This window comes from Pseudomonas sp. GNP012 (assembly GCF_054343835.1).
Map to the genome: position 1 here is coordinate 505,430 of NZ_JBTGUU010000001.1, position 26,534 is coordinate 531,963.

22 protein-coding genes are annotated in these 26,534 nt (G+C 61.2%); 12 read left to right on the forward strand and 10 right to left on the reverse strand.

The annotated features are described in order from the left end of the window. The first annotated feature begins 259 nt into the window (after positions 1 to 259). Positions 260 to 445: a hypothetical protein gene (locus tag ACXX83_RS02160; RefSeq protein WP_007975077.1), complete on the forward strand. Its 186-nt coding sequence runs from the start codon at positions 260 to 262 to the stop codon at positions 443 to 445. A gap of 306 nt (positions 446 to 751) precedes the next feature. Here the strand turns inward: ACXX83_RS02160 and ACXX83_RS02165 are convergent, their stop codons facing one another. Next, entirely contained in the window at positions 752 to 1,258 is a 507-nt protein-coding gene (locus ACXX83_RS02165; protein WP_458547454.1) for a BRO-N domain-containing protein, read from the reverse strand. Positions 1,259 to 1,708: 450 nt separating this feature from the next. Between ACXX83_RS02165 and ACXX83_RS02170 the strand changes: the two genes are divergently transcribed. Further along, positions 1,709 to 1,846, forward strand: coding sequence for a hypothetical protein (locus tag ACXX83_RS02170; protein WP_458547455.1), 138 nt, complete (start codon positions 1,709 to 1,711; stop codon positions 1,844 to 1,846). A gap of 84 nt (positions 1,847 to 1,930) precedes the next feature. On the opposite strand, the gene ACXX83_RS02175 is transcribed toward ACXX83_RS02170, so the two are convergent. The 9 genes from ACXX83_RS02175 to ACXX83_RS02215 form a co-directional block, all read right to left on the reverse strand. Beyond that, positions 1,931 to 3,793: an NAD(P)-binding protein gene (locus ACXX83_RS02175; protein WP_458547456.1), complete on the reverse strand. Its 1,863-nt coding sequence runs from the start codon at positions 3,791 to 3,793 to the stop codon at positions 1,931 to 1,933. A 62-nt stretch (positions 3,794 to 3,855) separates the two neighbouring features. After that, positions 3,856 to 5,340 (reverse strand): APC family permease, encoded by a 1,485-nt coding sequence (locus ACXX83_RS02180; RefSeq protein WP_458547457.1) that lies wholly within the window; start codon positions 5,338 to 5,340, stop codon positions 3,856 to 3,858. 289 nt (positions 5,341 to 5,629) lie between these two features. Continuing rightward, positions 5,630 to 7,054 carry a gamma-aminobutyraldehyde dehydrogenase gene (locus ACXX83_RS02185; RefSeq protein ID WP_458547458.1) on the reverse strand — a complete coding sequence of 475 codons (1,425 nt, stop codon included), beginning with the start codon at positions 7,052 to 7,054 and terminating at the stop codon, positions 5,630 to 5,632. A gap of 159 nt (positions 7,055 to 7,213) precedes the next feature. Next, on the reverse strand, positions 7,214 to 8,023 hold the full coding sequence (locus ACXX83_RS02190; protein ID WP_015093712.1) for an ABC transporter permease: 810 nt from the start codon (positions 8,021 to 8,023) through the stop codon (positions 7,214 to 7,216). Then, entirely contained in the window at positions 8,013 to 8,960 is a 948-nt protein-coding gene (locus ACXX83_RS02195) for an ABC transporter permease (protein WP_015093713.1), read from the reverse strand. The genes ACXX83_RS02190 and ACXX83_RS02195 overlap by 11 nt, the downstream gene beginning before the upstream one ends. A gap of 1 nt (position 8,961) precedes the next feature. After that, the gene (locus ACXX83_RS02200; protein ID WP_015093714.1) at positions 8,962 to 9,999 is read right to left on the reverse strand and encodes an ABC transporter ATP-binding protein; all 1,038 of its coding nucleotides are present in this window, start codon (positions 9,997 to 9,999) and stop codon (positions 8,962 to 8,964) included. 174 nt (positions 10,000 to 10,173) lie between these two features. Further along, the gene (gene ydcS / locus ACXX83_RS02205) at positions 10,174 to 11,325 is read right to left on the reverse strand and encodes a putative ABC transporter substrate-binding protein YdcS (protein ID WP_015093715.1); all 1,152 of its coding nucleotides are present in this window, start codon (positions 11,323 to 11,325) and stop codon (positions 10,174 to 10,176) included. Between the two features lie 84 nt (positions 11,326 to 11,409). Next, positions 11,410 to 12,897: a gamma-aminobutyraldehyde dehydrogenase gene (locus tag ACXX83_RS02210; RefSeq protein ID WP_217837340.1), complete on the reverse strand. Its 1,488-nt coding sequence runs from the start codon at positions 12,895 to 12,897 to the stop codon at positions 11,410 to 11,412. 102 nt (positions 12,898 to 12,999) lie between these two features. After that, complete coding sequence (locus ACXX83_RS02215; protein ID WP_007975056.1) at positions 13,000 to 13,914, reverse strand: LysR family transcriptional regulator; 915 nt, start codon at positions 13,912 to 13,914, stop codon at positions 13,000 to 13,002. 183 nt (positions 13,915 to 14,097) lie between these two features. Here ACXX83_RS02215 and ACXX83_RS02220 point away from each other — a divergent pair, with 183 nt between their 5' ends. The 10 genes from ACXX83_RS02220 (at position 14,098) to lysS (ending at position 26,454) form a co-directional block, all read left to right on the forward strand. Further along, positions 14,098 to 14,790 (forward strand): tellurite resistance TerB family protein, encoded by a 693-nt coding sequence (locus ACXX83_RS02220; RefSeq protein ID WP_217837341.1) that lies wholly within the window; start codon positions 14,098 to 14,100, stop codon positions 14,788 to 14,790. A 310-nt stretch (positions 14,791 to 15,100) separates the two neighbouring features. Next, entirely contained in the window at positions 15,101 to 16,723 is a 1,623-nt protein-coding gene (locus ACXX83_RS02225; protein ID WP_458547459.1) for a methyl-accepting chemotaxis protein, read from the forward strand. Continuing rightward, positions 16,723 to 17,259: a chemotaxis protein CheW gene (locus ACXX83_RS02230; RefSeq protein WP_126049600.1), complete on the forward strand. Its 537-nt coding sequence runs from the start codon at positions 16,723 to 16,725 to the stop codon at positions 17,257 to 17,259. Before ACXX83_RS02225 ends, ACXX83_RS02230 begins: the two co-directional genes overlap by 1 nt. Then, the gene (locus ACXX83_RS02235; RefSeq protein ID WP_458547460.1) at positions 17,256 to 18,527 is read left to right on the forward strand and encodes a CheR family methyltransferase; all 1,272 of its coding nucleotides are present in this window, start codon (positions 17,256 to 17,258) and stop codon (positions 18,525 to 18,527) included. The genes ACXX83_RS02230 and ACXX83_RS02235 overlap by 4 nt, the downstream gene beginning before the upstream one ends. Next, positions 18,524 to 19,204 (forward strand): chemotaxis protein CheW, encoded by a 681-nt coding sequence (locus ACXX83_RS02240; protein WP_126049604.1) that lies wholly within the window; start codon positions 18,524 to 18,526, stop codon positions 19,202 to 19,204. The genes ACXX83_RS02235 and ACXX83_RS02240 overlap by 4 nt, the downstream gene beginning before the upstream one ends. Next, a complete protein-coding gene (locus ACXX83_RS02245) occupies positions 19,201 to 21,495 on the forward strand; it encodes a hybrid sensor histidine kinase/response regulator (RefSeq protein WP_458547461.1) in 2,295 nt (764 codons plus the stop codon). Before ACXX83_RS02240 ends, ACXX83_RS02245 begins: the two co-directional genes overlap by 4 nt. Then, the gene (locus ACXX83_RS02250) at positions 21,492 to 22,502 is read left to right on the forward strand and encodes a chemotaxis response regulator protein-glutamate methylesterase (RefSeq protein WP_015093723.1); all 1,011 of its coding nucleotides are present in this window, start codon (positions 21,492 to 21,494) and stop codon (positions 22,500 to 22,502) included. Before ACXX83_RS02245 ends, ACXX83_RS02250 begins: the two co-directional genes overlap by 4 nt. Before the next feature lie 48 nt (positions 22,503 to 22,550). Further along, positions 22,551 to 23,552, forward strand: a complete 1,002-nt coding sequence (locus ACXX83_RS02255; RefSeq protein ID WP_126049610.1) for a response regulator — start codon at positions 22,551 to 22,553, stop codon at positions 23,550 to 23,552. 208 nt (positions 23,553 to 23,760) lie between these two features. After that, positions 23,761 to 24,856 (forward strand): peptide chain release factor 2 gene (prfB, locus tag ACXX83_RS02260; RefSeq protein WP_095965010.1). Its coding sequence is split into 2 segments (ribosomal slippage): positions 23,761 to 23,832 and positions 23,834 to 24,856, totalling 1,095 coding nucleotides; the frame shifts between segments, so codons are not numbered across the junction. Between the two features lie 95 nt (positions 24,857 to 24,951). After that, a complete protein-coding gene (lysS, locus tag ACXX83_RS02265; protein WP_007992008.1) occupies positions 24,952 to 26,454 on the forward strand; it encodes a lysine--tRNA ligase in 1,503 nt (500 codons plus the stop codon). The last annotated feature ends 80 nt before the right edge of the window (positions 26,455 to 26,534 follow it).

Here is a 26,534-nt window from a genome sequence, read left to right on the forward strand (position 1 = left end):
GCTGGCTCGGCAATGAAACAAGACATGTCGGGAAACAATTCCGACAGGGGTTTCTGATTTACAGGGCATTTCTGCTTTTTTCGACTAATTACTCTAAAAACCGCTTTTCAGCGCCCGGAATATTTCTATTCTGTGCACATGACCGGTTTATGCCCTTCGGACCGGTGCGGTTCAGCGGGCACCCAGCGGCTGCTGAAAAAGGGATAGGGCGATGCAGTTTTTTGCAGTTTTCTTTGACGTATAGAGAAGGACATCGTCCATGTCGAAAGTACAAGGCATCACCGAAATGTTGGGAATCTTTCCGTGCCTGGCCATCGGGCGACGCAGGCGCCGGCTTAATAACGAGGAAATGAAACTGGTGGAGCGGTATCGGGAGTTGTCGGAGAGCGACAGGATCGCGATGAGGTATCTGGTGGATGCGATGAGGAGTGTTTCGCGGTTTTGAAGCAGGGCGGGTTACCGTGAGAGCCATTTGGCCTTCACGGTGGCCAGACTGGTTAACCTGCCTGCATCAGCGTCGGCTATGCCAGCGTCTATTGCTTGCTGTCGGGCAGATTGTTGGTCGAGCTTATGGAGATACGCTTCTGCAAACGAGCTATCACATGGAATCATTTCGATGATGTTTCGTTTGACGCTGTGAGTCTCGTTCATGTGGATATAGCTCATTCAGCAGGACAATTAATTGAGAGGACTCAAACCAAAGGGACGGACTGTGAAGTCTGTCCCTTTTTAATCAGCTCGATTTATCCCTTCAACGGCAAGTGCCCGAGATTGGGAAGGGGCGCTGCACCTGCATCAACTCAGGCATGTCTCGCCACTTGATCCAGGCGTGATGTTGGTAATGCAGCAAGGGCACCGAAACTCCCGCCCAATTCAAGGAGCTCAGGCTTGGCAGGTTTTCCACAGGCTCTGATTTCGCATCACGCAGCGAGGGTATGACTTCGTTGCTCAACCACTGGCGCAGGTTACGGTTTTCCGGGACGAAGTGGTGAACCAGCAAGGCGTACATGCCTGATTCGCTGACCATCAGTGTTTCGACCGTTTTGCCGTCCTTGAGCAGACAGACGCTGCGACGTTGGTCGGGATCGAGTTTCAGGGTCAGGCGTTCATTGAGTGGTTTGCCCATCAAGCGACCCAGATCCTGGGCGCAGAACCAGGCTTGGTTGTTTTGCATGAAGGCATGGAGGAAGCGGTTGTGGCGGGTGAAGACGGTGGGATCGAAATAGGGCAGAGGCGAGTTTTGAGGATGCATTGGCATGGCGCGATTTCCGTTTTGACTTGGAAAGTCGCCACCAACCCTTCGACAGGTTGGGTGGCGGACCGAGTGGCGTTCGAAGTCGGGACACCTCCAATCAAAACGGAAGCCGGAAGGCCCGCGCCACACGGCCCGCCATAAAACAGAAATGAGGCATAAAACAGCCACAGTTCTATGGGGGCACGCGAGCACCGTTTTGACTAGTTCCGGCTTCGACTCCGGGCCGCTGATTTGGCAGCGACGGATTGAAGCCTATCGGTCAGGCGCTCGCGGCGCCAAGTCTACTCTGGCGACACTTGTTGTAGGAAACGACGTTTTTTCAGGCGGGTTGCGTCTGTAGGAGTTATCTGTTTTTGCACTCTTTACAGAGACAATGTTCCTGTGTCGCGGTATTTCCGTAAATTAATCGGATCCGGGATAGGAGGCGAAAGTTTGGACGATGGGAGTAAATCTGTGGCTGACGACGGTGACGAGAAACGCAAGAGTGATGCTCAGGATCGCTTCGACGAGGTGCGCGGCAAAGCCGATATCAAATGGCAAACTGATGAGTTGATGGCATTGCTAAGGGGGGGACAGGAGCGTGTTGGTTGACGTTCTGAACGACGATGCCGTCTGAAGTTCTCCGACTCCACGGATCGCCGGGAATGGCCATCCGTGGAGCTCAAATACCGTTGCTTAACCTACTTCCCCCACCGCCCGATACGCCTCATCAATCGCCGCATGGGCGTACGCACTCCACGCCGCGTCCGAGTTGGCGATGCTCACCCGTCCAACCGGCTGACGGGCCAGGTTCATCAGTTTTTCGCTTTCGTCGGCATCGTCGAACAGGCTGTTGGAGAAGTACGCGTAGCCGTGTGACCAGCGGTTGACGGTGATGGCGAGGATGTCGGTTTCGTGGTTGAAGCCGCCAGGGCCGAGCATGCGTTGCAGCTGGTCACGCAGTTGCGCTTCCAGTTGTTCGAAGCTCTGGCCGTACAGGCGGCCACGGCCGGCGCGGGCCTGGTCGCGGGCGTTCATGCCGCTGTTGGGGCTGGTGGGCACGTAGACCATGTGCAGGCCGATCGGCTGCGTCGGGTCATTCGGGTGGTCGTAGCCGCCCATGCTTACCGGGTAATCGAGTTTGATCCGGCTGTAGGGTTGGGTCGCCGCATAGATTTCATGCACACCGAGTTTCTGGAACGACTGCCAGTTGCGGATCACGACCTTGGTGTACACCAGCGGGAACTTCACGTTCTGGCTCAGGGCGTGGGATTGCTCCGGCGGCAGGTCGCGCAGCAGGTACGGGATGATCATGTTGTAGCAGGCCATGATGCAGTGCTTGCCGCGCACCTGGCTGAGCTGGCCGCCGCGGCTGTAGCCGACGTTCACGCCGCTGCCGACGTTGCGCACGCTCACCGCTGTGCTGTTGAGGCGGATGCGCACCGGGGCTTTGGCCTGATCGAGTTTGGCGTAGTCGAACGGGGCGAGGACGATATCGTCCATGGTGTGCCCCGTTGCCACGGCCGGGATCAGGCTGCGCACCAGCAAGCGCGCCAGCGAGGCGTTGCCGTCGGGGAAGTGGTAGATGTAGGGCTCTTCCATTTCCGCCCGGGCTTCTTCGCTGATCGGCTCCAGGTTCATCGCGCCGAAGCCTGGGAAACCGACTGAGTAGGCGTCGGACGCAGCGACCGCATCGATGCTCAGGGCCATGAAGTCGTTGGTGCGGCTTTGGAAATACTTCACCGCCTGGGCCGACAGACCTACGTCCTTGAGCAGGAAGTCCTGGTAGCTGATGGCTTCCAGGTGCGCGGTTTTTTCCTCGGTGGTTTTGCCGGGCAGGTAATCCTTGGGCGTCATGTGCAAGGCGATCAACGCCTGGCGGTCGGCTTGCGGCAGCGGGAAGTCGTTGATGAAATCCGGGATGGAGCGGGCGTGCAACTGGTCCGGGGCGATGTCGTCGGCCACCATCGGTGTCGGGTCGCCGGTCACCAGTTTGTCTTCGCCGAAGTTTTCCTTGTCGAAGAACACCCCGCGTGACAGGCCCAGGCCCGGGTAGAACTGGCGGTCAAACGCGGTCTCGAAGCGTTTGATGTTCACCCCGAGCTTCTTCAGCAGGCCGTTCACTTCCTGGCTGTACAGATGATTCGGCGACTGGAAGGCTTCACTGCCGCCGTAGCCGATGATCATGCGACCACCGGCGGAGAATTCGTTGCGCTTGGCGTGGCCGCCGAAGTCGTCGTGGTTTTCCAGAATCAGGATGCGCGCTTTCGGATGTTTCTCACGGTAGAACCACGCAGCGGACAGTCCGCTGAGGCCGCCTCCTACCACCACCAGGTCATATTCCTCGGTGATCGGCAGCTTGTCGGTGTCGAAGACCTTTTTCTCCCAACCCATCTGGTGGGCCATTTCGAACGAGCCGACGTGGCTACCCCGCAGACCGGTCAGTGCCGGAGGGTAGTAGCGCCCGTCGGGGGCGGCCTGGAGAAGTTGCAGAGGGGTCATGCCGGCAGCGATGGTGACAGCGACGCCGTTGAGAAAGTCGCGGCGGGTGATATCCATATTCAATCCTTGTTGGTTTTTCAAATCGCCCCGGCGCCACAACGGCACCGGGGCGAATGCCGTTACCGGCTGACTTTCCACGCATCGCCCGCCGGGGCGGTGCCGTGGTCATACGGCTTGGCGATCCACATGTAGAGCAGGCCCAGGCCAATGACGATGGCCGTGCTCAGTACCATGGCGTAGTTGATGTACCACGCGGCATCCGGTGTCCGTGGCCAGGCCATGTTGATGATGGCACCGACACCATAGACCAGCGCGCCGATGTTCACCGCCCAGCCCCAGGCGCCGAGGGTGAATTTGCCGCTCGGTTTCCAGCCCTTCATGCGGGCGTACAGGGCCGCGAGCACGATCATCTGGAACGCCAGGTAGATGCCGATGGCCGCGAAGCTGACGATGGTGGCGACCGCATCCTGCAGGAAGAAGCCGAGGATGATGATCAGCGCCGGCAGGACACCGGACACGAACAGCGCGGCAACCGGAACCTGCGTCGTAGGGGAAATCTTCTTCAGCAGTCGGCTGCCGATGACCATTTCGTCACGGGCGTAGGAATACAGCAGGCGACTGGCTGCCGCTTGCAGGCTGATGACGCAGGAGATGAAGGAAATCATCACCACGCCCATCACCACTTTCGAACCCACTGGCCCGAACGCGTTGTTGAGGATGGTGCTGACCGGGTCCTTGTCGGTGCCATTAATCACCGCTTGCATGTCCGGTACGGCCAGGATCAGCGCCAGGCAAGCGAACATCGCCGCAATGCCGCCGATGTAGATGGTCATGCGCATCGCCACCGGGATCTGCTTGCTCGGGTTCGGGGTTTCTTCGGCCACATCGCCGCAGGCCTCGAAACCGTAGTACAGGAACATCCCTGCCAGAGAAGCGGTGAGGAACGCCGGCAGGTACGAGCCGTCGATGCTGATATCGAAGGTGTTGAACAACACGCTGATCGATTGATGACGCTCGAAGATCAGCAGGTAAACGCCGACGATCACTGCGCCCACCAGTTCGCAGAGGAAGCCGAACATGGCGATACGCGCCAGTACTTTGGTACCGCTGAGATTGACCAGGGTAGCGAACAGCGTCAGCACCAGGGCGATGACAATGTTGGTGTTGTTGTTCGGTTCAAAACCCATCATCGCGGCCAGGTACGGGCCGGCACCAACGGCTACCGCAGCGATTGTCACGCACAGGGCGATGGAGTAGATCCAGCCGACCATCCACGCCCAGCGCTTGCCCACCAGGCGGCGGGCCCACGGGTACACGCCGCCGGAAATCGGGAACTGCGAAACCACCTCGCCGAAGATCAGGCACACCAGCAACTGGCCGCAACCGACCAGCAGATAAGCCCAGAACATCGGTGGCCCGCCCGCGGCCAGGCACAGGCCGAACAGGGTATAAACCCCGACGACCGGGGACAGGTAGGTGAAGCCAAGGGCGAAGTTTTCCCACAGGCTCATGCTGCGATTGAAGTTGGAGGTGTAACCCAGTTTGCGCAGTTGCTCGGCATCGCTGTCGGCAAGGACTGCAGAGAGATCGGGTGATGCACTCATGTGTGTTTGCTCCGGAAAATCGGCAGATTTCGGATGTCCGAAACCGTGACGAGGCCTTGAGGGCACCGCCAGGATCGGTGGTTATTGTTTTGTCTTCTTTGGGGTGAAGCCTGATGGTGCGTACTGCCGGTTTCTGCCTTGAAACCGAGGTGACCCATTCGCTGTAGGAGCGAGCTTGCTCGCGAAAAAACCGAGGACACCGCGGGGCGTCAGGATCCCCGCGTCAACGTTGACGTCCATCGTCGGAACGCCGCCCGGAGCAAGCTCGCTCCTACAGGCGACGCTTTTCTTAATGCTTGAACATCACATGCCGCACAACGGTGTAATCCTCCAGCCCATACATGGACATGTCCTTGCCATACCCGGACAACTTCTGACCGCCATGAGGCATTTCGCTGACCAGCATGAAGTGCGTATTGACCCAGGTGCAGCCGTACTGCAAGCGCGCCGACATCCGATGAGCGCGACCGACGTCGGCGGTCCACACGGAGGAGGCCAGGCCGTAGTCCGAATCGTTGGCCCAGCCCAGCACCTGCGCTTCATCGCTGAACCTGGTCACCGACACCACCGGCCCGAACACTTCGCGCCGCACGATCTCGTCATCCTGCTGGGCATCGGCCAGCACCGTCGGTTCGAAGAAGAAACCATTGCCCTCGACAGCCTTGCCGCCAGTGATCAGGCGAATGTGCGGCTGGGCCACGGCGCGTTCGACGAAACCGGCCACGCGGTCGCGGTGTTGTGCGGTGATCAGCGGGCCGAGTTCGGTCGACGGATCGTCCTGCAAGCCGTACTTGATGCTGCTGACGGCGGCGCCGAGTTTTTCGACGAATTTCTCGTAGATGCCTTCCTGCGCGTAGATGCGGCAGGCGGCGGTGCAGTCCTGGCCGGCGTTGTAGAACCCGAAGGTGCGGATGCCTTCGACGGCCGCGTCGATGTCGGCGTCGTCGAAGATGATCACCGGGGCCTTGCCGCCCAGTTCCATGTGCATGCGTTTGACGCTGTCGGCGGTGCTGGAAATGATGTTCGAGCCGGTGGCGATCGAACCGGTCAGCGACACCATGCGCACTTTCGGGTGGGTGACCAGCGGGCTGCCGACGCTAGGACCACGGCCGAACACCAGGTTGAGCACGCCGGCCGGGAAGATGTCTGACGCCAGTTCGGCCAGGCGCAGGGCGGTCAGCGGGGTTTGTTCCGACGGTTTGAGCACCACGGTATTACCGGCGGCCAGGGCCGGGGCGATTTTCCAGGCGACCATCATCAGCGGATAATTCCACGGCGCGATGGAGGCGATCACGCCCACCGGGTCGCGGCGGATCATCGAGGTGTGGCCCGGCAGGTATTCGCCACCGGCCGAGCCGCTCATGCAGCGGCTGGCGCCGGCAAAGAAGCGGAACACGTCGGCAATCGCCGGGATCTCGTCGTTCAGCGCGGCGCTGTAAGGCTTGCCGCAGTTGTCCGATTCCAGCTTGGCCAGCTCTTCGCCGTGGGCCTCGATGGCATCGGCGAGTTTGAGCAGCAGCAGCGAACGCTCTTTCGGCGGGGTCTGCGACCAGCTGTCGAAGGCGGCGTCGGCGGCACGCACGGCGGCATCGACCTGGGCTTCGCTGGCTTCGTTGATTTCCACCAGCACACGACCCAGCGCAGGGTTGAACACCGGTTGGGCGGGGCCTTCGCCGACTTGCAGTAGGCCGTTGATCAAGAGTTTGGTTTGCATGGCATTGTCCTCGTCAAAGCAGATCTTGTGTTGAAACCGGCCCCTGTGGGAGCGAGCCTGCTCGCGAAAGCGGTGGATCAGGCACATCAGAGTTGGATGTGATGGCCTCTTCGCGAGCAGGCTCGCTCCCACGGGGAATTGTTGTTGTCGGTTATTGATTTATTTCCCGCCACTGCCCGCAACGCTTTCACCGCCACGGGTCAGGTAATAGGCGCCAAGGATCGGCAGCATGGTCACGATCATCACCAGCATCGCCACGACGTTGGTCACTGGCACGTCCCGTGGGCGGCTCAGCTGGTTGAGCAGCCACAGCGGCAGGGTCCGTTCATGGCCGGCGGTGAAGGTGGTGACGATGATTTCGTCGAACGACAGGGCGAACGCCAGCATGCCGCCGGCCAGCAACGCCGAGCCGAGGTTCGGCAGGATGATGTAGCGGAAGGTCTGCCAGCCGTCGGCGCCGAGGTCCATTGAGGCCTCGATCAAGCTGTGGGACGTGCGGCGCAAGCGGGCGATGACGTTGTTGTAGACGATCACCACGCAGAAGGTCGCGTGGCCGACGATGATGGTGAACATCCCCGGCTCGATGCCCAGTGTCTTGAAGGTTGCCAGCAACGCGATCCCGGTGATGATCCCCGGCAGGGCGATCGGCAGGATCAGCATCAGCGAGATGCCCTGCTTGCCGAAGAAGTCCCGGCGGTACAGTGCCGCCGAAGCCAGCGTGCCAAGGACCATGGCAATCAGCGTGGCAATCGAGGCGATCTGCAACGACAGCTTGATGGCTTCGAGCACGTCCGGCCGGGAGAACGCCACGCCGATCCACTTCCAAGTGAAGCCCTTGGGCGGAAAGCTGAACGCCGCGTCTTCGGTGTTGAAGGCGTACAGGAAGATGATCAGGATCGGGAAGTGCAGGAACACCAATCCGCCCCAGGCCGCGATGCGTAGCCCGAGAGATGCTTTTTCAGAGTGCATCGAAGGCCCCCAGACGTTTGACGATGGACAGATAGATGGCGATCAACACGATCGGCACCAGGGTGAACGCTGCGGCCATGGGCATGTTGCCGATGGCGCCTTGCTGGGCATACACCATGCTGCCGACGAAGTAGCCCGGCGGGCCGACCAGTTGCGGCACGATGAAGTCGCCCAGGGTCAGCGAGAAGGTGAAGATGGAACCGGCGGCAATGCCCGGGATCGACAGCGGCAGAATCACTTGCATGAAGGTCTGGCGCGGCTTGGCCCCGAGGTCGGCGGAGGCTTGCAGCAGCGAGGGCGGCAGGCGTTCCAGCGAAGCCTGGATCGGCAGGATCATGAACGGCAGCCAGATGTAGACGAACACCATGAAGCGGCCCAGGTGCGAGGTCGACAAGGTGCTGCCGCCGACGCCTGGAATCCCCAACACGAACTGCAGGACCGGTTCCAGCCCCAGGTGCTGCACGAACCACTGTGCCACGCCGCCCTTGGCCAGCAGCAGCGTCCAGGCGTAGGCCTTGACGATGTAACTGGCCCACATCGGCATCATCACCGCGATGTAGAAAAACGCCTTGGTCTTGCCCGTGGTGTAGCGCGCCATGTAGTAGGCGATCGGGAATGCGACGATGGCGCTTGCAATCGACACGGCAATCGCCATGCCCAGGGTGCGCAGGATGATGTCGAAGTTCGACGGCTGGAACAGCGCGGTGAAGTTGGCCAGGGTCAGGTCGGGAGTGACCGCCATGGTGAAGTCATCGAAGGTGTAGAAACCTTGCCACAGCAGAACCAGCAATGAACCCAGGTAGATCGCGCCGAACCACAGCAGCGGCGGTACCAGCAGGAGCGACAGGTAAAAATTCGGCCGGCGATACAACAGGTTGGAAAACCTGCGCAACAGCGAGCCGCTGGCCGGAGATTGAGGGATAGCCACGGTGTTCATCTCACACCCCGCCTGCAACGGTGTCGTGCAACGGAATCATGGCTTCGCGTGCCCAGCGCGCGCTGATGCGCTGACCGGTCTGGTGTTGTGCGCTGGTGTCCAGCCACTGGTTGTTGGCCTGGCTGATGTTCAGGGTCTGGCCGTTTTCCAGTTTCAGTTCATAGCGGGTGGCGCTGCCCTGGTACTGGATATCGTGGAGCAAGCCGGTGACTTCGATTTCGTGGCTGGCCAGCGGGCCTTCGGCGAAACGCACGTGTTCCGGGCGAATCGAGAACGGCTGTGGATTGCCACTGATTTGCTTCGCCAGGTCACCGCGAATCACGTTGGAGGTGCCGACGAATTCCGCCACGAAGGTGGTGGCCGGTTTCATGTACAGGTTGCGCGGGCTGTCGACTTGTTCGATGCGGCCCTTGTTGAATACCGCCACGCGGTCGGACATCGACAGCGCTTCGGTCTGGTCGTGGGTGACGAAGATGAAGGTGATGCCGAGCTGGCGCTGCAGTTTTTTCAGCTCGCTCTGCATTTGCTCGCGCAGTTTCAGGTCGAGTGCACCGAGGGGCTCGTCGAGCAACAGTACGCGAGGACGGTTGACCAGGGCGCGGGCCAGGGCCACACGCTGGCGCTGACCACCGGAAAGCTGCACCGGCTTGCGGTCGCCATAGCCGCCGAGGGCGACCATATCGAGGGCTTCTTCGGCGCGTTTCAGGCGTTCGGCCTTGCCCACGCCTTTGACTTTCAAACCGTAGGCGACGTTGTCGCGAACGTTCATGTGCGGGAACAGCGCGTAATCCTGGAACACGGTGTTCACGTCACGCTGGTACGGCGGCAGGCCGGCGGCCTCTTCGCCATGAATACGGATGGAGCCTGCGCTCGGTTGTTCAAAACCGGCGATCAGGCGCAAGCAGGTGGTCTTGCCCGAGCCGGAAGGCCCCAGCATGGAGAAGAACTCGCCGTCCTGGATGTCGATGGAAACCCGGTCTACGGCTTTCACTTCGCCGAATTGACGGGAAACGTTGGTGAACTGGACTGCAAGCGTCATGGTGCGGTGCTCCAAAAAGGCGCGTTTTCTAAAAATTTGAATCAGTTGTGGCATCGAAAAGATCGCAGCCTTCGGCAGCTCCTACAGGATTTGCAGAAGGCTTCGGATCTTCGGCGCCTGCGGTCGCTGTAGGAGCTGCCGCAGGCTGCGATCTTTTGATCTTGAGAAGAGGGCTTAACGACCGCCCATGATCGCGATGTAGTCCTGGGTCCAGCGGCTGTACGGCACGAACTTGCCGCCTTCAGCCTGCGGGGTTTTCCAGAAGGCGATCTTGTCGAACTGGTCGAAACCGTTGGTCTTGCAGCCTTCGGCGCCGAGCAGTTCGCTCTCCTTGCACGCCGCAGGGACGGCTGGCAGCGAGCCGAACCACGCCGCTACGTCGCCCTGGACTTTCGGTTGCAGCGACCAGTCCATCCACTTGTAGGCGCAGTTCGGGTGCTTGGCCTCGGTGTGCAACATGGTGGTGTCGGCCCAACCGGTGGCGCCTTCTTTCGGGATGGTCGAGGCGATTGGCTGTTTCTCGTTCATCAGGCCGTTGACCTGATACGGCCACGCGCCGGAGGCGACCACGCCTTCGTTCTTGAAGTCACTCATTTGCACGGTGGTGTCGTGCCAGTAGCGGTGGATCAACGGCTGCTGGGCGCGCAGCAGGTCGAGCACGGCCTTGTACTGGGCTTCGGTCAGCTCATACGGGCTCTGGATGCCCAGTTCCGGTTTGGCGGTCTTGAGGTACAGCGCTGCGTCGGCGATGTAGATCGGGCCGTCATAGGCTTGCACGCGACCCTTGTTCGGCTTGCCGTCCGGCAGGTTTTCGGCATTGAACAGCACGCCCCAGCTGGTGGGCGCGGTCTTGAACACGTTGGTGTTGTACATCAGCACGTTCGGGCCCCACTGATAGGGGGTGCCGTAGGTCTGCTTGTTGACCACGTACCAGGGTGCATCCTTGAGGCGCGGGTCGAGGTTTTTCCAGTTCGGGATCAACGCGGTGTTGATCGGCTGCACACGCTTGCCGACGATCAGGCGCAGGGAGGCGTCGCCCGACGCCGTCACCAGGTCGTAACCGCCCTTGGCCATCAGGCTGACCATTTCATCGGAAGTGGCCGCGGTCTTGACGTTGACCTTGCAGCCGGTTTCCTTCTCGAAACCGGTCACCCAGTCGTAGGCCTTGTCGCTCTCGCCACGTTCGATGTAGCCAGGCCAGGCCACAATATCCAGTTGGCCCTCGCCAGCCCCGACAGCTTTGAGCGGCTCGGCGGCCTGGATGCTGGCACTGGCCAGCAGCGCGGTGGTGATTGCACTGAGCAGTGCGGTCTTGTGCACGAACATGGGAATTCCCTCTTCTTTAATTATGGTCGGGGCAGTGTTTTGAACGTGGTGAAGCATGCCGTTGGTGGCTTGTTATTAGCGTAGTCAGAGATGCTCGCCATGGCGGGCCATGATGTGCCGCACCACGCTGTAGTCCTGAAGCGAATCGCTGGACAGGTCCTTGCCGTAGCCCGAACGCTTCAGGCCGCCATGGGGCATTTCGCTGACCAGCATGAAATGGCTGTTGATCCAGGTGCAGCCGTACTGCAGGCGCGCCGCGACCTGCATGGCCTTGTCGAGGTTCTGGGTCCAGACCGACGACGCCAGGCCGTATTCCGAATCGTTGGCCCAATCCACCGCTTGTTCCAGTTCATCGAAACGGGTCACGGTGACCACCGGTCCGAACACTTCGCGCTGGACGATCTCATCGCTTTGCTTGCAGCCGGCCAACAGGGTCGGCTGGTAATAGAAGCCGGCGCCGGAATGCACGGCCGCGCCGGTCACCCGCTCGATGTGCGGCTGGCCGAGGGCGCGTTCGACAAAACTGGCCACGCGGTCGCGCTGGCGGGTGCTGATCAGCGGGCCGATTTCGTTGTCGGAGTCGCGTTTGCCGGCAAAGCGCAGGCTGCTGACGGCCGCGCCGAGCTCGGCCACCAGACGGTCGTGAATCCCGGCCTGGGCATAAATGCGGCAAGCGGCGGTGCAATCCTGACCGGCGTTGTAGTAGCCATAAGTGCGCACACCTTCGATCACGGCCTGAATGTCGGCATCGTTGCAGACGATCACCGGAGCCTTGCCGCCGAGTTCGAGGTGGGTACGCTTGAGGGTTTTTGATGCGGCCTGGAGGATTTTTTGCCCGGTGACGATATCGCCGGTCAGCGACACCATGCGCACTTTAGGGTGGCTCACCAGGTGGCTGCCGACGCCTTCGCCACCCCCGCAAACGATATTGATCACACCCCGTGGCAGGATCTCGGCGAGCGCGGGTGCCAGGGCCAGGATCGACAACGGCGTGTGTTCCGACGGTTTGAATACCAGGGTGTTGCCGGCGGCGAGGGCCGGGGCGATTTTCCACGCGGCCATCATGATCGGGTAGTTCCACGGCGCAATCGACGCCACCACCCCGATAGGGTCGCGGCGCACCATGCTGGTGTAGCCCGGCAGGTATTCGCCGCTGAGCTGGCCGGTCTGGCAACGCACGGCGCCGGCGAAGAAGCGGAACACGTCGACCGTGGCACTCAGGTCATCCTGACGGGCCAGGTGCAACGGCTTGCCGCAGTTCATGGATTCGAGGCGGGCCAGCAGGTCGGCGTTTTTTTCGATGGCGTTGGCGATGTCCAGCAACAGGTTCGAACGTTGCTGTGGCGTGGTCCGTGACCAACCGGCAAAGGCGCGGTGGGCGGCGAGGATAGCGGCTTCGACTTGCTCGGTGCTGGCTTCGGCGATTTGCGTGATGACTTCGCCAGTGGCCGGGTTGAGAATCGGCTCGACACAGCCCTGACCGGCGACTAATTCACCATCGATCAACAATGCGGTGAACAACGGGGTCTGCGCGCCAGCCATTTTTCGGGTTCTCTTTTCTTGTGTGGCCATGGTGTTCCCAGTGGTTGGGACCCGGCCGTCTTATATAGATGTAACAAGACTAGTTCGCGGGCCCGAGGACAACAAATACTAAATACTGAAGGTGGCGTTCGATTAAATAGATGGCTTGCGTCCGCCATGGGGTTGTTCGCGGGCGACCGTCAGGAACGGGTCTACCAGCGCCGGTCGGGCCGTGCCGCGACGCCAGGCGAGGCCGACGTCCAGGGTCTGGCTGAGGTCGGCAATCGGCCGCGCTTCGATGATGTCGCCCTCAAGTGACCACGGGCGATAGGTCATGTCGGGCTGGATGGATACGCCCAATCCGGCGGCCACCAGGCTTCGCACTGCTTCGGTCGAGGCCGTGCGCAGGGTGATGCGCGGTTGCAAAGAGGCTGCCGACCACATGCGCTGGGCATTGCGGTCCATTTCATCGACGTTCAGTTGAATCAATGGCTCCCGGGCCACATCGGCGAGGTTGATGCTGTCGTGTTCCAGCAATGGATGCTGGGCCGGCAGCCATAGCCGGTGCGGCGAGTGGGTCAGCACTTCGGTCTGCAAGGCGTGGCGGTCTTCGAGGTTGGAGAGGATCAGCACGCCGACATCGATCTCGCCGCTGACCAGCAAATGCTCGATGTACGGGCGTTCATCTTCCATCACGCGGATTTCCACGTTGGGGTAGGCGCGCTGGAAGCGAGTGAGCAAATCCGCCAGGTAATAACCGGCCACCAGGCTGGTCACACCGACGATCAACTGTCCGGCAACCTGGTCGGTGCTCTGTTGCAGGCTGCGCTTGGCGTTATCCACGGTGGCCAGGATCAAGTGCGCCTGACGCAGGAATTGATGGCCCTGGTGGGTCAGGGTCATGCCCTTGGCATGGCGGCTGAACAGGCTGACGCCGATTTCCTCCTCCAGTTGCTGGATGGCCAGGGTCAGGGTCGACTGGGAAATGAACGCGGTTTGTGCGGCGGCGGAGATCGAACCGGTCTCGGCCACAGCGATGAAATGGCGGATCTGACGCAAGGTCATCATGGGGGAGGCACCCGGTGGGCTGTTTTTATCGATTTGTTGGAGTGTATATCTTTTTTTTCGATGGTCAGCGCCAGGTGCCCTGGCGATGCAACATCTGGAAGCACTCTCGCGCACGGGGCGTCGGCACTTTCGATCTAGGCTGGTGCCCTTGATTTCAGGCTAAACGTCCTGTGGAGGCAGCAAATGAACACCCGTGGATTGCTCGATCAACTACTCAAGTCCGGCCAGGACCTGCTGCAGAACAAGGCCGGTGGCTCACAGCAAAAAGGCGCGAGCGGTGGCACCGGTGCCCTCGGCGGTTTGCTCTCCGGCGCAAGCGGCGGGGCATTGGCGGCAGGCGCCATGGGCTTGCTGCTCGGCAGCAAGAAAGCCCGCAAGGTCGGCGGCAAGGTTGCGGTCTACGGCGGCCTCGCCGCGTTGGGGGTGCTGGCCTACAAGGCCTACGGCAACTGGCAGGCCCAGCAGGGCACAGCGCCAGAAACTGAACCGCAAACCCTCGACCGCTTGCCTGCCGCGCAAGTCGAGCAGCACAGCCAGGCGATTCTCAAGGCGCTGGTGGCCGCGGCCAAGGCTGACGGGCATGTCGACGAGCGTGAGCGCGCGCTGATCGAGGGCGAGTTCATCAAGCTCGACAATGATCAGGAGCTGCAACACTGGCTGCACGCCGAACTCAACAAGCCGCTGGACCCTGCCGACGTCGCCCGTGCCGCGCGCACGCCGGAGACCGCCGCCGAGATGTACATCGCGAGTGTGATGATGGTCGACGAGGAGAACTTCATGGAGAAGTCCTACCTGGATGAACTGGCGCGGCAACTCAAGCTGGAGCCGGGGTTGAAGGTTGAGCTGGAGAAGCAGGTTCGCCAGGCTTCGATGTAATTGTGGGAGCTGGCTTGCCAGCGAAGGCGGTCATTCAGTCGGTAATCGGTTGTCTGACACGACGCTTTCGCTGGCAAGCCAGCTCCCACAGGGTCCTGGTTTTCAGCCACGCCACACCCCCAATGGCCGATCCGTCGCCCGATTCTACCCAATCACCCCTAACACCCATTCCCTCAATTAGCGGACAGTCCCACCCAGAGCCAATCCCGCTTTTTTCAACGGGATGGGAAGTGGATTGCATCTGTCTTATAAATGAAACACAGCCCTCGGCTATACTCCCCGCATTTCGAATCAGGCCCGAGGATTGACTGTGAAGAACTGGACGTTACGCCAACGCATTTTGGCGAGCTTTGCGGTAATTATCGCCATCATGCTGCTGATGGTGGTTGTCTCGTATTCGCGGCTTCTGAAGATCGAAACCAGCGAAGCCAGCGTTCGTGAGGATGCTCTGCCCGGGTTGTATTACAGCTCGATGATTCGCGGCGCCTGGTCCGACAGTTATTTGCGGATGATGAGGATGCTGGGACTGGAACAGGGACAGGGCTTCACCGACATGGATGCGTCGGACTTCAAGGATTTTTCCGCGCGTCTGCAAGAGCAGATGGATTTTTATCGTCAAACGATCACGACGGAAGAAGACAAGGTCGAGTTCGGCGCGTTCGAAACCATCCACAGGGATTACCACCGGATCCTGCTTGCCGTTTCCGAGTTGCATAAACGCAACCAGGACGCGGAAGCCATCAAAATGTTCAATGAAGAACTGACCCCGGTCTGGACGGCTGGTCGAACGAAGCTCAGTGAGATTCTGCGTCATAACAAAGCGGTGGCAGACCAGGATGTTGCGGCCATCGATGATGCGGTGCTCACCGCAAAAACCATCATGGGCATTTCCCTGCTGGTGGCGGTGCTGGCCGCCGGTCTCTGCGGTCTGTTGTTGATGCGCGCGATCATGGCGCCGATGAACCGTATCGTGCAGATCCTCGAAGTCATGCGCACCGGTGACCTCAGTAACCGCCTGAACCTGGAGCGCAAGGACGAGTTCGGTGCGGTAGAGACCGGTTTCAACGACATGATGACCGAGCTCACTTCGCTGGTGTCCCAGGCCCAGCGTTCTTCGGTGCAGGTGACCACCTCGGTGACCGAGATCGCCGCCACCTCCAAGCAGCAACAGGCAACTGCCACGGAAACCGCCGCCACCACCACGGAAATCGGCGCGACCTCCCGTGAAATCGCCGCCACCTCCCGGGATCTGGTGCGTACCATGACCGAGGTTTCAACCGCCGCCGATCAAGCTTCCGTGGCCGCCGGCTCCGGGCAACAGGGGCTGGCGCGCATGGAGGAAACCATGCACTCGGTGATGGGCGCGGCCGATCTGGTCAATGCCAAGCTGGCGATCCTCAACGAGAAGGCCGGCAACATCAATCAGGTGGTAGTGACCATCGTCAAGGTGGCCGACCAGACCAACCTGCTGTCGCTCAACGCCGCCATCGAGGCCGAGAAGGCCGGTGAGTACGGGCGCGGTTTTGCCGTGGTCGCCACCGAAGTACGGCGCCTGGCGGACCAGACGGCGGTGGCCACCTACGACATCGAGCAAATGGTGCGCGAGATCCAGTCGGCGGTATCGGCCGGGGTCATGGGCATGGACAAGTTTTCCGAAGAAGTGCGTCGCGGCATGTCCGAGGTGCAGCAGGTCGGCGAGCAATTGTCGCAGATCATCCATCAGGTCCAGGCGCTGGCGCCGCGGGTGCTGATGGTCAACGAAGGGATGCAGGCCCAGGCTACCGGTGCCGAGCAGATCAACCATGCGCTGGTGCAGTTGGGTGATGCCAGCAGCCAGACGGTCGAGTCTCTGCGCCAGGCCAGTTTCGCCATCGATGAACTGAGCCAGGTGGCCGTCGGGCTGCGCGGCGGCGTTTCGCGATTCAAAGTCTGATGAGCGAAATCACGGCCAAGCGCTCTGCCGTGAAGCAGGCGCTGCATGCATTGTTTCTGGTGTTTCGCATTGGCAGCGAGCGCTATGCCTTGAAGGCTGTCGAAGTGGTTGAAGTGCTGCCGTGCCTGCCCTTGAAGCCCATTGCCCATGCCCCCACCTGGGTCGCCGGGGTGTTCGCCTATCGGAGCGCCGTGGTGCCGGTGATCGACTTGAGTGCGCTGACGTTTGGCGCGCCGGCACAGGCCCGTACCAGCACCCGGCTGGTGCTGGTCAACTACTGCCCGGATGAAACCGGCGAGACACAGCTGCTCGGGCTGATTCTGGAACAGGCGACCGACACCTTGCGCTGCGATCCGGCGGATTTTCAGCCCTACGGCCTGGACAATCGCCAGGCGCCTTACCTGGGGCCGGTGCGCAAGGACGAGCAAGGCTTGCTGCAATGGGTGCGGGTCAGTGATCTGCTGAACGATCAGGTGCGCGCCTTGTTGTTTCCTTCGCCGCCAATGGATCCGGCGCTGCTGGAGGTGCGGCCATGAGCAGCGATCAGCGTTTTTTCGACTTCCTCAAGGAGCGAATCGGACTCGACGTGACCTCGGTGGGGCCGGCAATCATCGAGCGGGCGGTGCGCCAGCGCAGCGTGGCTGCGCAAGCAGCCTCGACCGATGAGTATTGGCTCATCTTGCAGGGCTCACGGGACGAGCAACAGGCATTGATCGAAGCGGTGATCGTTCCGGAAACCTGGTTCTTCCGGTATCCGGAATCCTTCGCCACCCTGGCGAAACTGGCGAGCAAACGTCTGGGCGAAATCAACAACCTGCGCGCACTGCGGATTCTCAGCCTGCCGTGTTCCACCGGTGAAGAACCGTACTCAATCGCCATGGCGTTGCTCGATGCCGGGCTCAAGCCGCACCAGTTCAAGGTCGACGGCATGGACGTCAGCCCGTTGTCGGTGGATAAAGCCAAGCGAGCCTTGTACGGCAAGAATTCCTTTCGGGGCGAGGACATTGCGTTCCGCGACCGCCATTTCATTGCCGAAGGTGACGGCTATCGCCTGGACCCGCGTGTGCAGGAACAGGTGCGCTTGCAGGTCGGCAATCTGCTGGACCCGGCCTTGCTGGCCGGTGAACCGCCATTCGATTTCGTGTTTTGTCGCAACCTGCTGATCTATTTCGACCAGCCGACCCAGAAGCAAGTCTTTGAAGTGCTCAAGCGCCTGACCCATGATGACGGCGTGCTGTTTATCGGCCCGGCCGAAGGCAGTCTGCTGGGGCGTTTGGGGATGCGCTCGATCGGTATCGCGCAGTCCTTCGCCTTCAGTCGACAAGGGGCTTCGGAGCCTGAACCCCTGCCGACATTCGTTCCAACCCCCTTGCCTGTGCCGCAACCGTTGCGCAATCGACCAACTGCGCCGGTGCGCAGTCGTCCGTTCGCCGCTGTTGTGCCACTGGCGCCTGTGCCGAAATCCTCTGGCGCCGATACGGCCGTGCTGCTGGCGAACATCGCCGGGCTGGCCAACGAAGGCAAAAGCGCCGAGGCAAAGGCCGCGTGTGAAAGCTATTTGCGCAGTCATGAACCGGTAGCCCAGGTGTTCTATTGGCTGGGACTGCTCAGTGATGTAGCGGGAAACGTCCTGGAAGCCCAGGGCTTTTATCGCAAGGCGTTGTACCTCGAACCGCAACATCCCGAAGCGTTGATGCACCTGGCCGCCTTGCTGCAGGCCCAGGGTGACGCGGCGGGGGCCAGACGATTGCAGGAACGTGCCGCCCGCAGCGCACGCGCCGCCGACAGTGAGCGTAAACGATGATCGCCTCCGACACCTTCAGCGTCACCCGGGATGCCCAGGTCATCGACGATTGCTGGAACCGCATCGGTATCCACGGCGACAAGTCCTGCCCGTTGCTGGCCGAACATATTCATTGCCGCAATTGTGCGGTGTATTCGGCCGCCGCGACGCGTCTGCTCGATCGTTATGCCTTGCAGCAGCAAGAGCGCGGGCCAGTGTCTGTCGGGCTCGAGAGCGAGGTGAAAACCCGCTCGTTGTTGATGTTCCGTCTGGGAGAAGAGTGGTTGGGCTTGGCCACGCGCAGCCTGGTGGAAGTGTCGCCGTTGCAGGCGATTCACTCTTTGCCGCACCAGCGCTCCCGGGCCTTGCTCGGCGTGGCGAATGTGCGCGGCGCGCTGGTTGCCTGCCTGTCGCTGGTGGAACTGCTCGGGCTCGACGGAACCGGCAATGTGGCACCGGGCGCGCGGGTCATGCCGCGCATGCTGATCATCGCGGCCCACGGCGGGCCGGTGGTGGTGCCGGTGGACGAAGTCGACGGAATTCACGCCATCGACGAGCATATCCTCGATAGCGCATCGCGCTCGGGGGCCCAGGCCAGCGCCAGATACACCCGTGGCGTGTTGCAATTCAAAGGTCGCAGCCTGCGTTGGCTGGATGAAGAACAGCTGTTGTCCGCCGTGACCCGGAGCCTCACATGACCCCCGAGCAAATGCGCGACGCCTCTTTGCTGGAGCTGTTCAGCCTGGAGGCCGAAGCTCAGACCCAGGTCTTGAGTGCCGGCCTGCTGGCGCTTGAGCGCGATCCGACCCTGGCCGATCAGCTTGAATCGTGCATGCGTGCGGCGCACTCGCTCAAGGGAGCGGCGCGGATCGTGGGCGTCGATGCCGGGGTCAGCGTCGCCCACGTCATGGAAGATTGCCTGGTCAGTGCCCAGGAAGGGCGCCTGTCGCTGCGCCCCGAACACATCGATGCGTTGCTGCAAGGCACCGATCTGCTGATGCGCATCGCCACGCCGGACAACAATCCGCAGGCCGCGGACATTGAGGCTTACGTATCCTTGATGGCACGCTTGCTGGATCCGACAGCACCGCTGGTTGCGCCTGCCGAACCGGTCATGGCCGAACGGATTATCTCCGAGCTCATGCTCGAAGCACCCGCGCCCGAGCTCGAGCCACCGGCGCCTGTCGTCGAACCGCCTCCTGCGTCAGCCCTGCGCAAGACCAAACGCACCACCGAAAATGGCGAACGTGTGTTGCGCGTCACCGCCGAGCGCCTGAACAGCCTGCTCGATCTGTCGAGCAAATCCCTGGTGGAAACCCAGCGCCTCAAACCGCACCTGGCGACCATGCAACGACTCAAGCGCATGCAGAGCAACAGCCTGCGAGCGCTGGAGAATCTCAACGTTCACCTCAAGGATCACGCCTTGAGCCTGGAAGCCCAGGAAGCCCTTGAGGATGCGCGGCGCCTGCTCGCGCAATCCCAGCAATTGCTCATGGAAAAGAACGCCGAACTCGATGAGTTCGCCTGGCATGCCAGTCAGCGGGCGCAGGTGTTGTACGACACGGCGCTGGCCTGTCGCATGCGGCCCTTTGCCGATGTGCTGACCGGGCAGGTGCGCATGGTCCGTGATCTGGGGCGTGACCTGGGCAAACAGGTGCGACTGGAAATTGAAGGCGAGAAGACCCAGGTCGATCGCGACGTGCTGGAAAAGCTCGAGGCGCCGCTGACTCACCTGCTGCGCAACGCGGTCGACCACGGCATCGAGCTCCCGGAACAACGCCTGCTGGCCGGCAAGCCGGCGGAAGGTTTGATTCGCCTGCGCGCTTCGCATCAGGCTGGTTTGCTGGTGCTTGAATTGAGCGATGACGGTAACGGCGTGGATCTGGAAAAGGTCCGTCGCAGTATCGTTGAACGAAACCTGTCCCCCGCAGAAACCGCCGCGCAGTTGAGTGAAGAAGAGCTGCTGACGTTCCTGTTCCTGCCCGGTTTCAGTCTGCGCGACAGGGTCACCGAGGTGTCCGGTCGTGGCGTCGGCCTGGATGCGGTGCAGCACATGGTCCGGCAGTTGCGCGGTGCGGTGGTGCTGGAGCAGACGGCGGGCGAGGGCAGTCGTTTCCATCTTGAAGTGCCGTTGACCCTGTCGGTGGTGCGCAGCCTGGTGGTGGAAGTCGGCGACGAGGCCTATGCCTTTCCGCTGGCGCACATTGAGCGCATGTGTGATCTGGAGCCGGCGGACATCGTGCAGGTCGAAGGTCGCCAGCATTTCTGGTACGAAGGCCGGCATGTCGGGCTGGTGGCGGCCAGCCAGTTGCTGCATCGCCCGGCCAGCCAGAACAGCGGGCAAACCCTGAAAGTCGTGGTGATTCGCGAGCGCGATGCGATCTATGGCGTGGCCGTGGAGCGGTTTATCGGGGAGCGGACATTGGTGGTGCTGCCGCTGGATGAGCGTCTGGGCAAGGTGCAGGACATTTCCGCCGGGGCCCTGCTCGACGACGGTTCGGTGGTGTTGATCGTCGATGTCGAAGACATGCTGCGGTCCGTGGAAAAACTGCTCAATACCGGGCGCCTGGAGCGCATCGCCCGCCACAGCAATCAGGTGGTCGAGGCCGCCCGCAAACGAATTCTGGTGGTGGACGATTCCCTGACCGTGCGAGAGTTGCAGCGCAAGCTGTTGCTCAATCGCGGATACGACGTGGCGGTTGCGGTAGACGGCATGGACGGCTGGAACGCGTTGCGTTCGGAGGATTTCGATCTGTTGATCACCGACATTGATATGCCGCGCATGGACGGCATCGAACTGGTTACGTTGCTGCGTCGGGACAATCGCCTGCAATCGCTGCCGGTGATGGTGGTGTCCTACAAGGATCGTGAGGAGGACCGGCGCCGTGGACTGGATGCCGGCGCCGACTATTATCTAGCCAAGGCCAGTTTTCATGACGACGCCTTGCTCGATGCAGTGGTCGAGCTCATTGGAGGAGCGCGGGCATGAGGATTGCAATCGTCAACGACATGCCCATGGCGGTAGAGGCCCTGCGCCGCGCCCTGGCATTCGAGCCGACACACGAGGTGGTCTGGGTCGCCGGCAATGGCGCTGAAGCGGTGCGCTTGTGCGCCCAGGACACGCCGGACCTGATCCTGATGGACCTGATCATGCCGGTGATGGATGGCGTCGAGGCCACGCGGCGGATCATGGCCGAGACCCCGTGCGCCATTGTCATCGTCACCGTGGATCGCCAGCAGAACGTGCACCGGGTGTTCGAGGCCATGGGCCACGGTGCGCTGGACGTAGTCGACACCCCGACCGTCGGCGCCGGCAATGCCCAGGAGGCGGCTGCGCCGTTGTTGCGCAAGATCATTAACATTGGCTGGCTGATCGGCGACAAGGGCAACCGCCCGCGCCCGGCGCCGGCACCGCTGCGCAGTTCGGGCTCACGCCAGAGCCTGATCGCCATTGGCTCATCCGCCGGTGGGCCGGCGGCGCTGGAAGTCTTGCTCAAGGGCCTGCCGCGTGATTTTTCTCCGGCCATCGTGCTGGTGCAGCACGTTGACCAGGTGTTTGCCGCCGGCATGGCTGAATGGCTCGGCAGCGCCAGCGGCCTCAACGTGCGCCTGGCCGAGGAAGGCGAGAAGCCGCAAAGCGGCACGGTATTGCTGGCCGGCACCAATCACCATATTCGCTTGCTGAAAAACGGCACGCTGGCCTACACCGCCGAACCGGTCAACGAAATCTACCGGCCCTCCATCGATGTGTTCTTCGAGAGCGTGGCCAGTTACTGGAACGGTGACGCCGTGGGGGTTTTACTCACCGGCATGGGGCGTGATGGCGCCCAGGGGCTTAAACTCATGCGCCAACAGGGCTACCTGACCATCGCACAAGACCAGGGCAGCAGTGCGGTGTATGGCATGCCGAAGGCGGCCGCAGCCATCGACGCTGCCGTGGAGATTCGCCCGCTGGACAAGATAGCGCCACGATTGCTGGAGATTTTCGCCAAATGAGCACCTTTTTCCTCATTCCTGGCTCAAGTAGTACTCAGGTGACCGCACATGAATGAATTACAGCTCGACGACTTCAAGACCGACGAAAACGCCGCCATGGTGTTGCTGGTGGACGATCAGGCCATGATCGGCGAAGCCGTGCGCCGCGGCCTGTCGAACGAAGAGAATATCGATTTCCACTTCTGCGCCGACCCGCACCAGGCCATCGCCCACGCGGTGCGCATCAAGCCGACGGTGATCCTGCAGGATCTGGTCATGCCCGGCCTTGACGGCCTGAGCCTGGTGCGCGAATACCGCAATCACCCGGCGACCAAGGACATTCCGATAATCGTCCTGTCGACCAAGGAAGACCCTCTGATCAAGAGCGCGGCCTTCGCGGCCGGGGCCAACGATTACCTGGTCAAGCTGCCGGACAACATCGAACTGGTCGCGCGCATCCGCTATCACTCGCGGTCCTACATGACGTTGCTGCAACGGGACGCGGCCTACCGCGCGTTGCGGGTCAGCCAGCAGCAACTGCTCGACACCAACCTGGTCCTGCAACGCCTGATGAACTCCGATGGCCTGACCGGGTTGTCGAATCGTCGACACTTCGACGAGTACATGGAACTGGAGTGGCGCCGCTCGCTGCGTGAGCAGAGCCAGTTGTCGTTGTTGATGATCGATGTCGACTACTTCAAGACCTACAACGACAGTTTCGGCCACCTGGAAGGCGATGAAGCCCTGCGCAAGGTCGCCACGGCGATCAAGGAGGCCAGTGCCCGGCCTTCGGACCTGCCGGCCCGCTACGGCGGCGAAGAGTTTGCCCTGGTGCTGCCCAACACCTCCCAGGGCGGCGCGCGGCTTGTCGCCGAGAAGCTGCGCCAGACCGTGGCAGCCCTGAAGATCCCGCATAACTCGCCAACCGAAGGGTCGAGCCTGACCATCAGCATCGGCCTGTCGACCATCACCCCGAAAGCGGGCAGCAACTGCCGCGACCTGATCCTGGCGGCGGACAAGGGGCTGTATTTGGCGAAGAATAATGGGCGCAATCAGGTGGGGATCGGCTGAACAGCCTCCCCCCTGTAGGAGCGAGCCTGCTCGCGATGGCCGTTAACGATGACGACGGCTATCTGAATAAACGCGGTGCCTGAGCGTTTCTCGCGAGCAAGCTCGCTCCTACAGGGACTTGGCATTTCGGCCAAGCGGACTGCCGTTTTCGGCTGTTTCCCGGTATACTCGCCGGCTTTCAAAAGTTCGCCAACGAGTGCTGCCCGTCATGGAAATCAACCCGATCCTGAACACCATCAAGGACCTGTCCGAGCGCTCCGAAACCATTCGGGGGTATCTTTGACTACGATCAAAAGCATGAGCGTCTGACCGAAGTCAATCGCGAGCTTGAAGATCCGAGTGTCTGGAACAAACCTGAATACGCCCAGGAGTTGGGCCGCGAGCGCGCTGCGCTGGCGCAAATCGTCGATACCCTGGACGAACTGAACACTGGTCTGGCCGATTGCCGCGACCTGCTGGACATGGCCGTCGAAGAAAACGACGAAGGCGCAGTGGACGATGTCGTCGCCGAGCTGGCCCGACTCGAGGAAAGTCTGGCCAAGCTGGAATTCCGTCGCATGTTCAGCCACGAAATGGACCCGAACAACGCCTATCTGGACATCCAGGCCGGTTCCGGCGGCACCGAAGCTCAGGACTGGGCCAACATTCTGCTGCGCATGTACCTGCGCTGGGCCGACAAACGCGGTTTCGACGCGACCATCATGGAACTGTCCGCCGGTGAAGTCGCCGGGATCAAGGGCGCGACCGTGCACATCAAGGGCGAATACGCGTTTGGCTGGTTGCGCACCGAGATCGGCGTGCACCGTCTGGTGCGCAAGAGCCCATTCGACTCCGGCAACCGTCGCCACACCTCGTTTTCCGCGGTGTTCGTCTCGCCAGAGATCGATGACAAGGTGGAAATCGAAATCAACCCGGCAGACTTGCGGATCGACACCTATCGTTCCTCGGGTGCCGGTGGTCAGCACGTAAACACCACCGACTCGGCCGTACGTATCACCCACGTACCGACCAATACCGTGGTCAGCTGCCAGAACGAACGTTCCCAGCACGCCAACAAGGACACCGCCATGAAAATGCTGCGGGCCAAGTTGTACGAGCAGGAAATGCAGAAGCGCAACGCGGCGTCCCAGGCGCTGGAAGACACCAAGTCCGATATCGGCTGGGGTCATCAGATCCGTTCGTACGTGCTCGATGCCTCGCGGATCAAGGATCTGCGCACCAACATCGAACGCAGCGACTGTGACAAGGTGCTCGATGGTGACATCGACGAATACCTGGAAGCGAGCCTGAAGTCCGGGCTGTAAGTTACTGACACACCGCGATCCCCTGTAGGAGCCGGCTTGCCGGCGATCCCCGGCCGCAGGCCGGGGAAAACGAACCAGATGGAATATTTAAAGACATGAGCGACCTAGAACTCGACCCGCAAGCCCTGCAACAGGAAGAAAACTCCCTGATCGCCCTGCGCAAGGAAAAGCTTGCTGCCGAGCGCGCCAAGGGCAATGCCTTCCCGAACGACTTCCGCCGCGAAAACTACTGCGATGCACTGCAGAAACAGTACGCGGACAAGACCAAGGAAGAGCTGGCAGAGGCTGCGATCCCGGTCAAGGTTGCCGGTCGTATCATGCTCAACCGTGGCTCGTTCATGGTGATCCAGGACATGACCGGTCGTATCCAGGTCTACGTCAACCGCAAGACCCTGTCCGAAGAAACCCTGGCCGCGGTGAAAACCTGGGACATGGGCGACATCATTGCCGCCGAAGGCACCCTGGCCCGTTCCGGCAAGGGTGACCTGTACGTTGAAATGACCAACGTGCGCCTGCTGACCAAATCCCTGCGCCCGCTGCCGGACAAGCACCACGGCCTGACCGACACCGAACAGCGCTACCGCCAGCGCTACGTTGACCTGATCGTCAACGAAGACGTGCGCCAGACGTTCCGCGTGCGTTCGCAAGTCATCGCCCACATCCGCAGCTTCCTGATGAAGCGTGACTTCCTGGAAGTGGAAACGCCGATGCTGCAGACCATTCCGGGCGGCGCGGCAGCCAAGCCGTTCGAAACCCACCACAACGCGCTGGACATGGAAATGTTCTTGCGCATTGCGCCTGAGTTGTACCTCAAGCGGCTTGTTGTCGGCGGGTTTGAAAAAGTGTTCGAGATCAACCGCAACTTCCGTAACGAAGGCGTTTCGACTCGTCACAACCCTGAATTCACCATGTTGGAGTTCTACCAGGCCTACGCCGACTACGAAGACAACATGGACCTGACCGAAGAGTTGTTCCGTGAACTGGCGCAGCTGGTTCTGGGCAGTACCGACGTGCCGTACGGCGACAAGGTGTTCCACTTCGGCGAGCCGTTCGTGCGTCTGTCGGTGTTCGACTCGATCCTCAAGTACAACCCCGAGCTGACCGCTGACGACCTGAACGACATCGACAAGGCTCGCGCCATTGCCAAGAAAGCCGGCGCCAAGGTGCTGGGCTTCGAAGGCCTGGGCAAGCTGCAGGTGATGATTTTCGAAGAGCTGGTCGAGCACAAGCTGGAACAGCCGCACTTCATTACCCAGTACCCGTTCGAAGTGTCGCCACTGGCACGTCGTAACGACGAGAACCCGAACGTCACCGACCGATTCGAGCTGTTCATCGGTGGTCGTGAAATCGCCAACGCCTACTCCGAGTTGAACGACGCGGAAGACCAGGCCGAGCGCTTCATGGCCCAGGTGGCCGACAAGGACGCCGGCGACGACGAAGCCATGCACTACGACGCTGACTTCGTGCGTGCGCTGGAGTACGGCATGCCGCCAACGGCGGGTGAAGGCATCGGTATCGACCGTCTGGTGATGCTGCTGACCAACTCCCCGTCGATCCGCGACGTGATCCTGTTCCCGCACATGCGGCCGCAAGCGTAAGTGTTTCGACTAAAAAGCCGCCTTTTCAGGCGGCTTTTTTATTGCCTGTCTGGTACAAACGTATCAACTTGTTAGTTTCA

Coding starts and splice junctions, on each gene's coding strand:
- lysS (WP_007992008.1), top strand. CDS start 24,952: ATGAGCGACCTAGAACTCGACCCGCAAGCCCTGCAACAGGAAGAAAAC.
- ACXX83_RS02215 (WP_007975056.1), bottom strand. CDS start 13,914: ATGATGACCTTGCGTCAGATCCGCCATTTCATCGCTGTGGCCGAGACC.
- ACXX83_RS02180 (WP_458547457.1), bottom strand. CDS start 5,340: ATGAGTGCATCACCCGATCTCTCTGCAGTCCTTGCCGACAGCGATGCC.
- ACXX83_RS02210 (WP_217837340.1), bottom strand. CDS start 12,897: ATGGCCACACAAGAAAAGAGAACCCGAAAAATGGCTGGCGCGCAGACC.
- ACXX83_RS02240 (WP_126049604.1), top strand. CDS start 18,524: ATGATCGCCTCCGACACCTTCAGCGTCACCCGGGATGCCCAGGTCATC.
- ACXX83_RS02245 (WP_458547461.1), top strand. CDS start 19,201: ATGACCCCCGAGCAAATGCGCGACGCCTCTTTGCTGGAGCTGTTCAGC.
- ACXX83_RS02230 (WP_126049600.1), top strand. CDS start 16,723: ATGAGCGAAATCACGGCCAAGCGCTCTGCCGTGAAGCAGGCGCTGCAT.
- ACXX83_RS02255 (WP_126049610.1), top strand. CDS start 22,551: ATGAATGAATTACAGCTCGACGACTTCAAGACCGACGAAAACGCCGCC.
- ACXX83_RS02165 (WP_458547454.1), bottom strand. CDS start 1,258: ATGCCAATGCATCCTCAAAACTCGCCTCTGCCCTATTTCGATCCCACC.
- ACXX83_RS02250 (WP_015093723.1), top strand. CDS start 21,492: ATGAGGATTGCAATCGTCAACGACATGCCCATGGCGGTAGAGGCCCTG.
- ACXX83_RS02220 (WP_217837341.1), top strand. CDS start 14,098: ATGAACACCCGTGGATTGCTCGATCAACTACTCAAGTCCGGCCAGGAC.
- ydcS (WP_015093715.1), bottom strand. CDS start 11,325: ATGTTCGTGCACAAGACCGCACTGCTCAGTGCAATCACCACCGCGCTG.
- ACXX83_RS02195 (WP_015093713.1), bottom strand. CDS start 8,960: ATGAACACCGTGGCTATCCCTCAATCTCCGGCCAGCGGCTCGCTGTTG.
- ACXX83_RS02190 (WP_015093712.1), bottom strand. CDS start 8,023: ATGCACTCTGAAAAAGCATCTCTCGGGCTACGCATCGCGGCCTGGGGC.
- ACXX83_RS02200 (WP_015093714.1), bottom strand. CDS start 9,999: ATGACGCTTGCAGTCCAGTTCACCAACGTTTCCCGTCAATTCGGCGAA.
- ACXX83_RS02185 (WP_458547458.1), bottom strand. CDS start 7,054: ATGCAAACCAAACTCTTGATCAACGGCCTACTGCAAGTCGGCGAAGGC.
- ACXX83_RS02235 (WP_458547460.1), top strand. CDS start 17,256: ATGAGCAGCGATCAGCGTTTTTTCGACTTCCTCAAGGAGCGAATCGGA.
- ACXX83_RS02175 (WP_458547456.1), bottom strand. CDS start 3,793: ATGGATATCACCCGCCGCGACTTTCTCAACGGCGTCGCTGTCACCATC.
- ACXX83_RS02160 (WP_007975077.1), top strand. CDS start 260: ATGTCGAAAGTACAAGGCATCACCGAAATGTTGGGAATCTTTCCGTGC.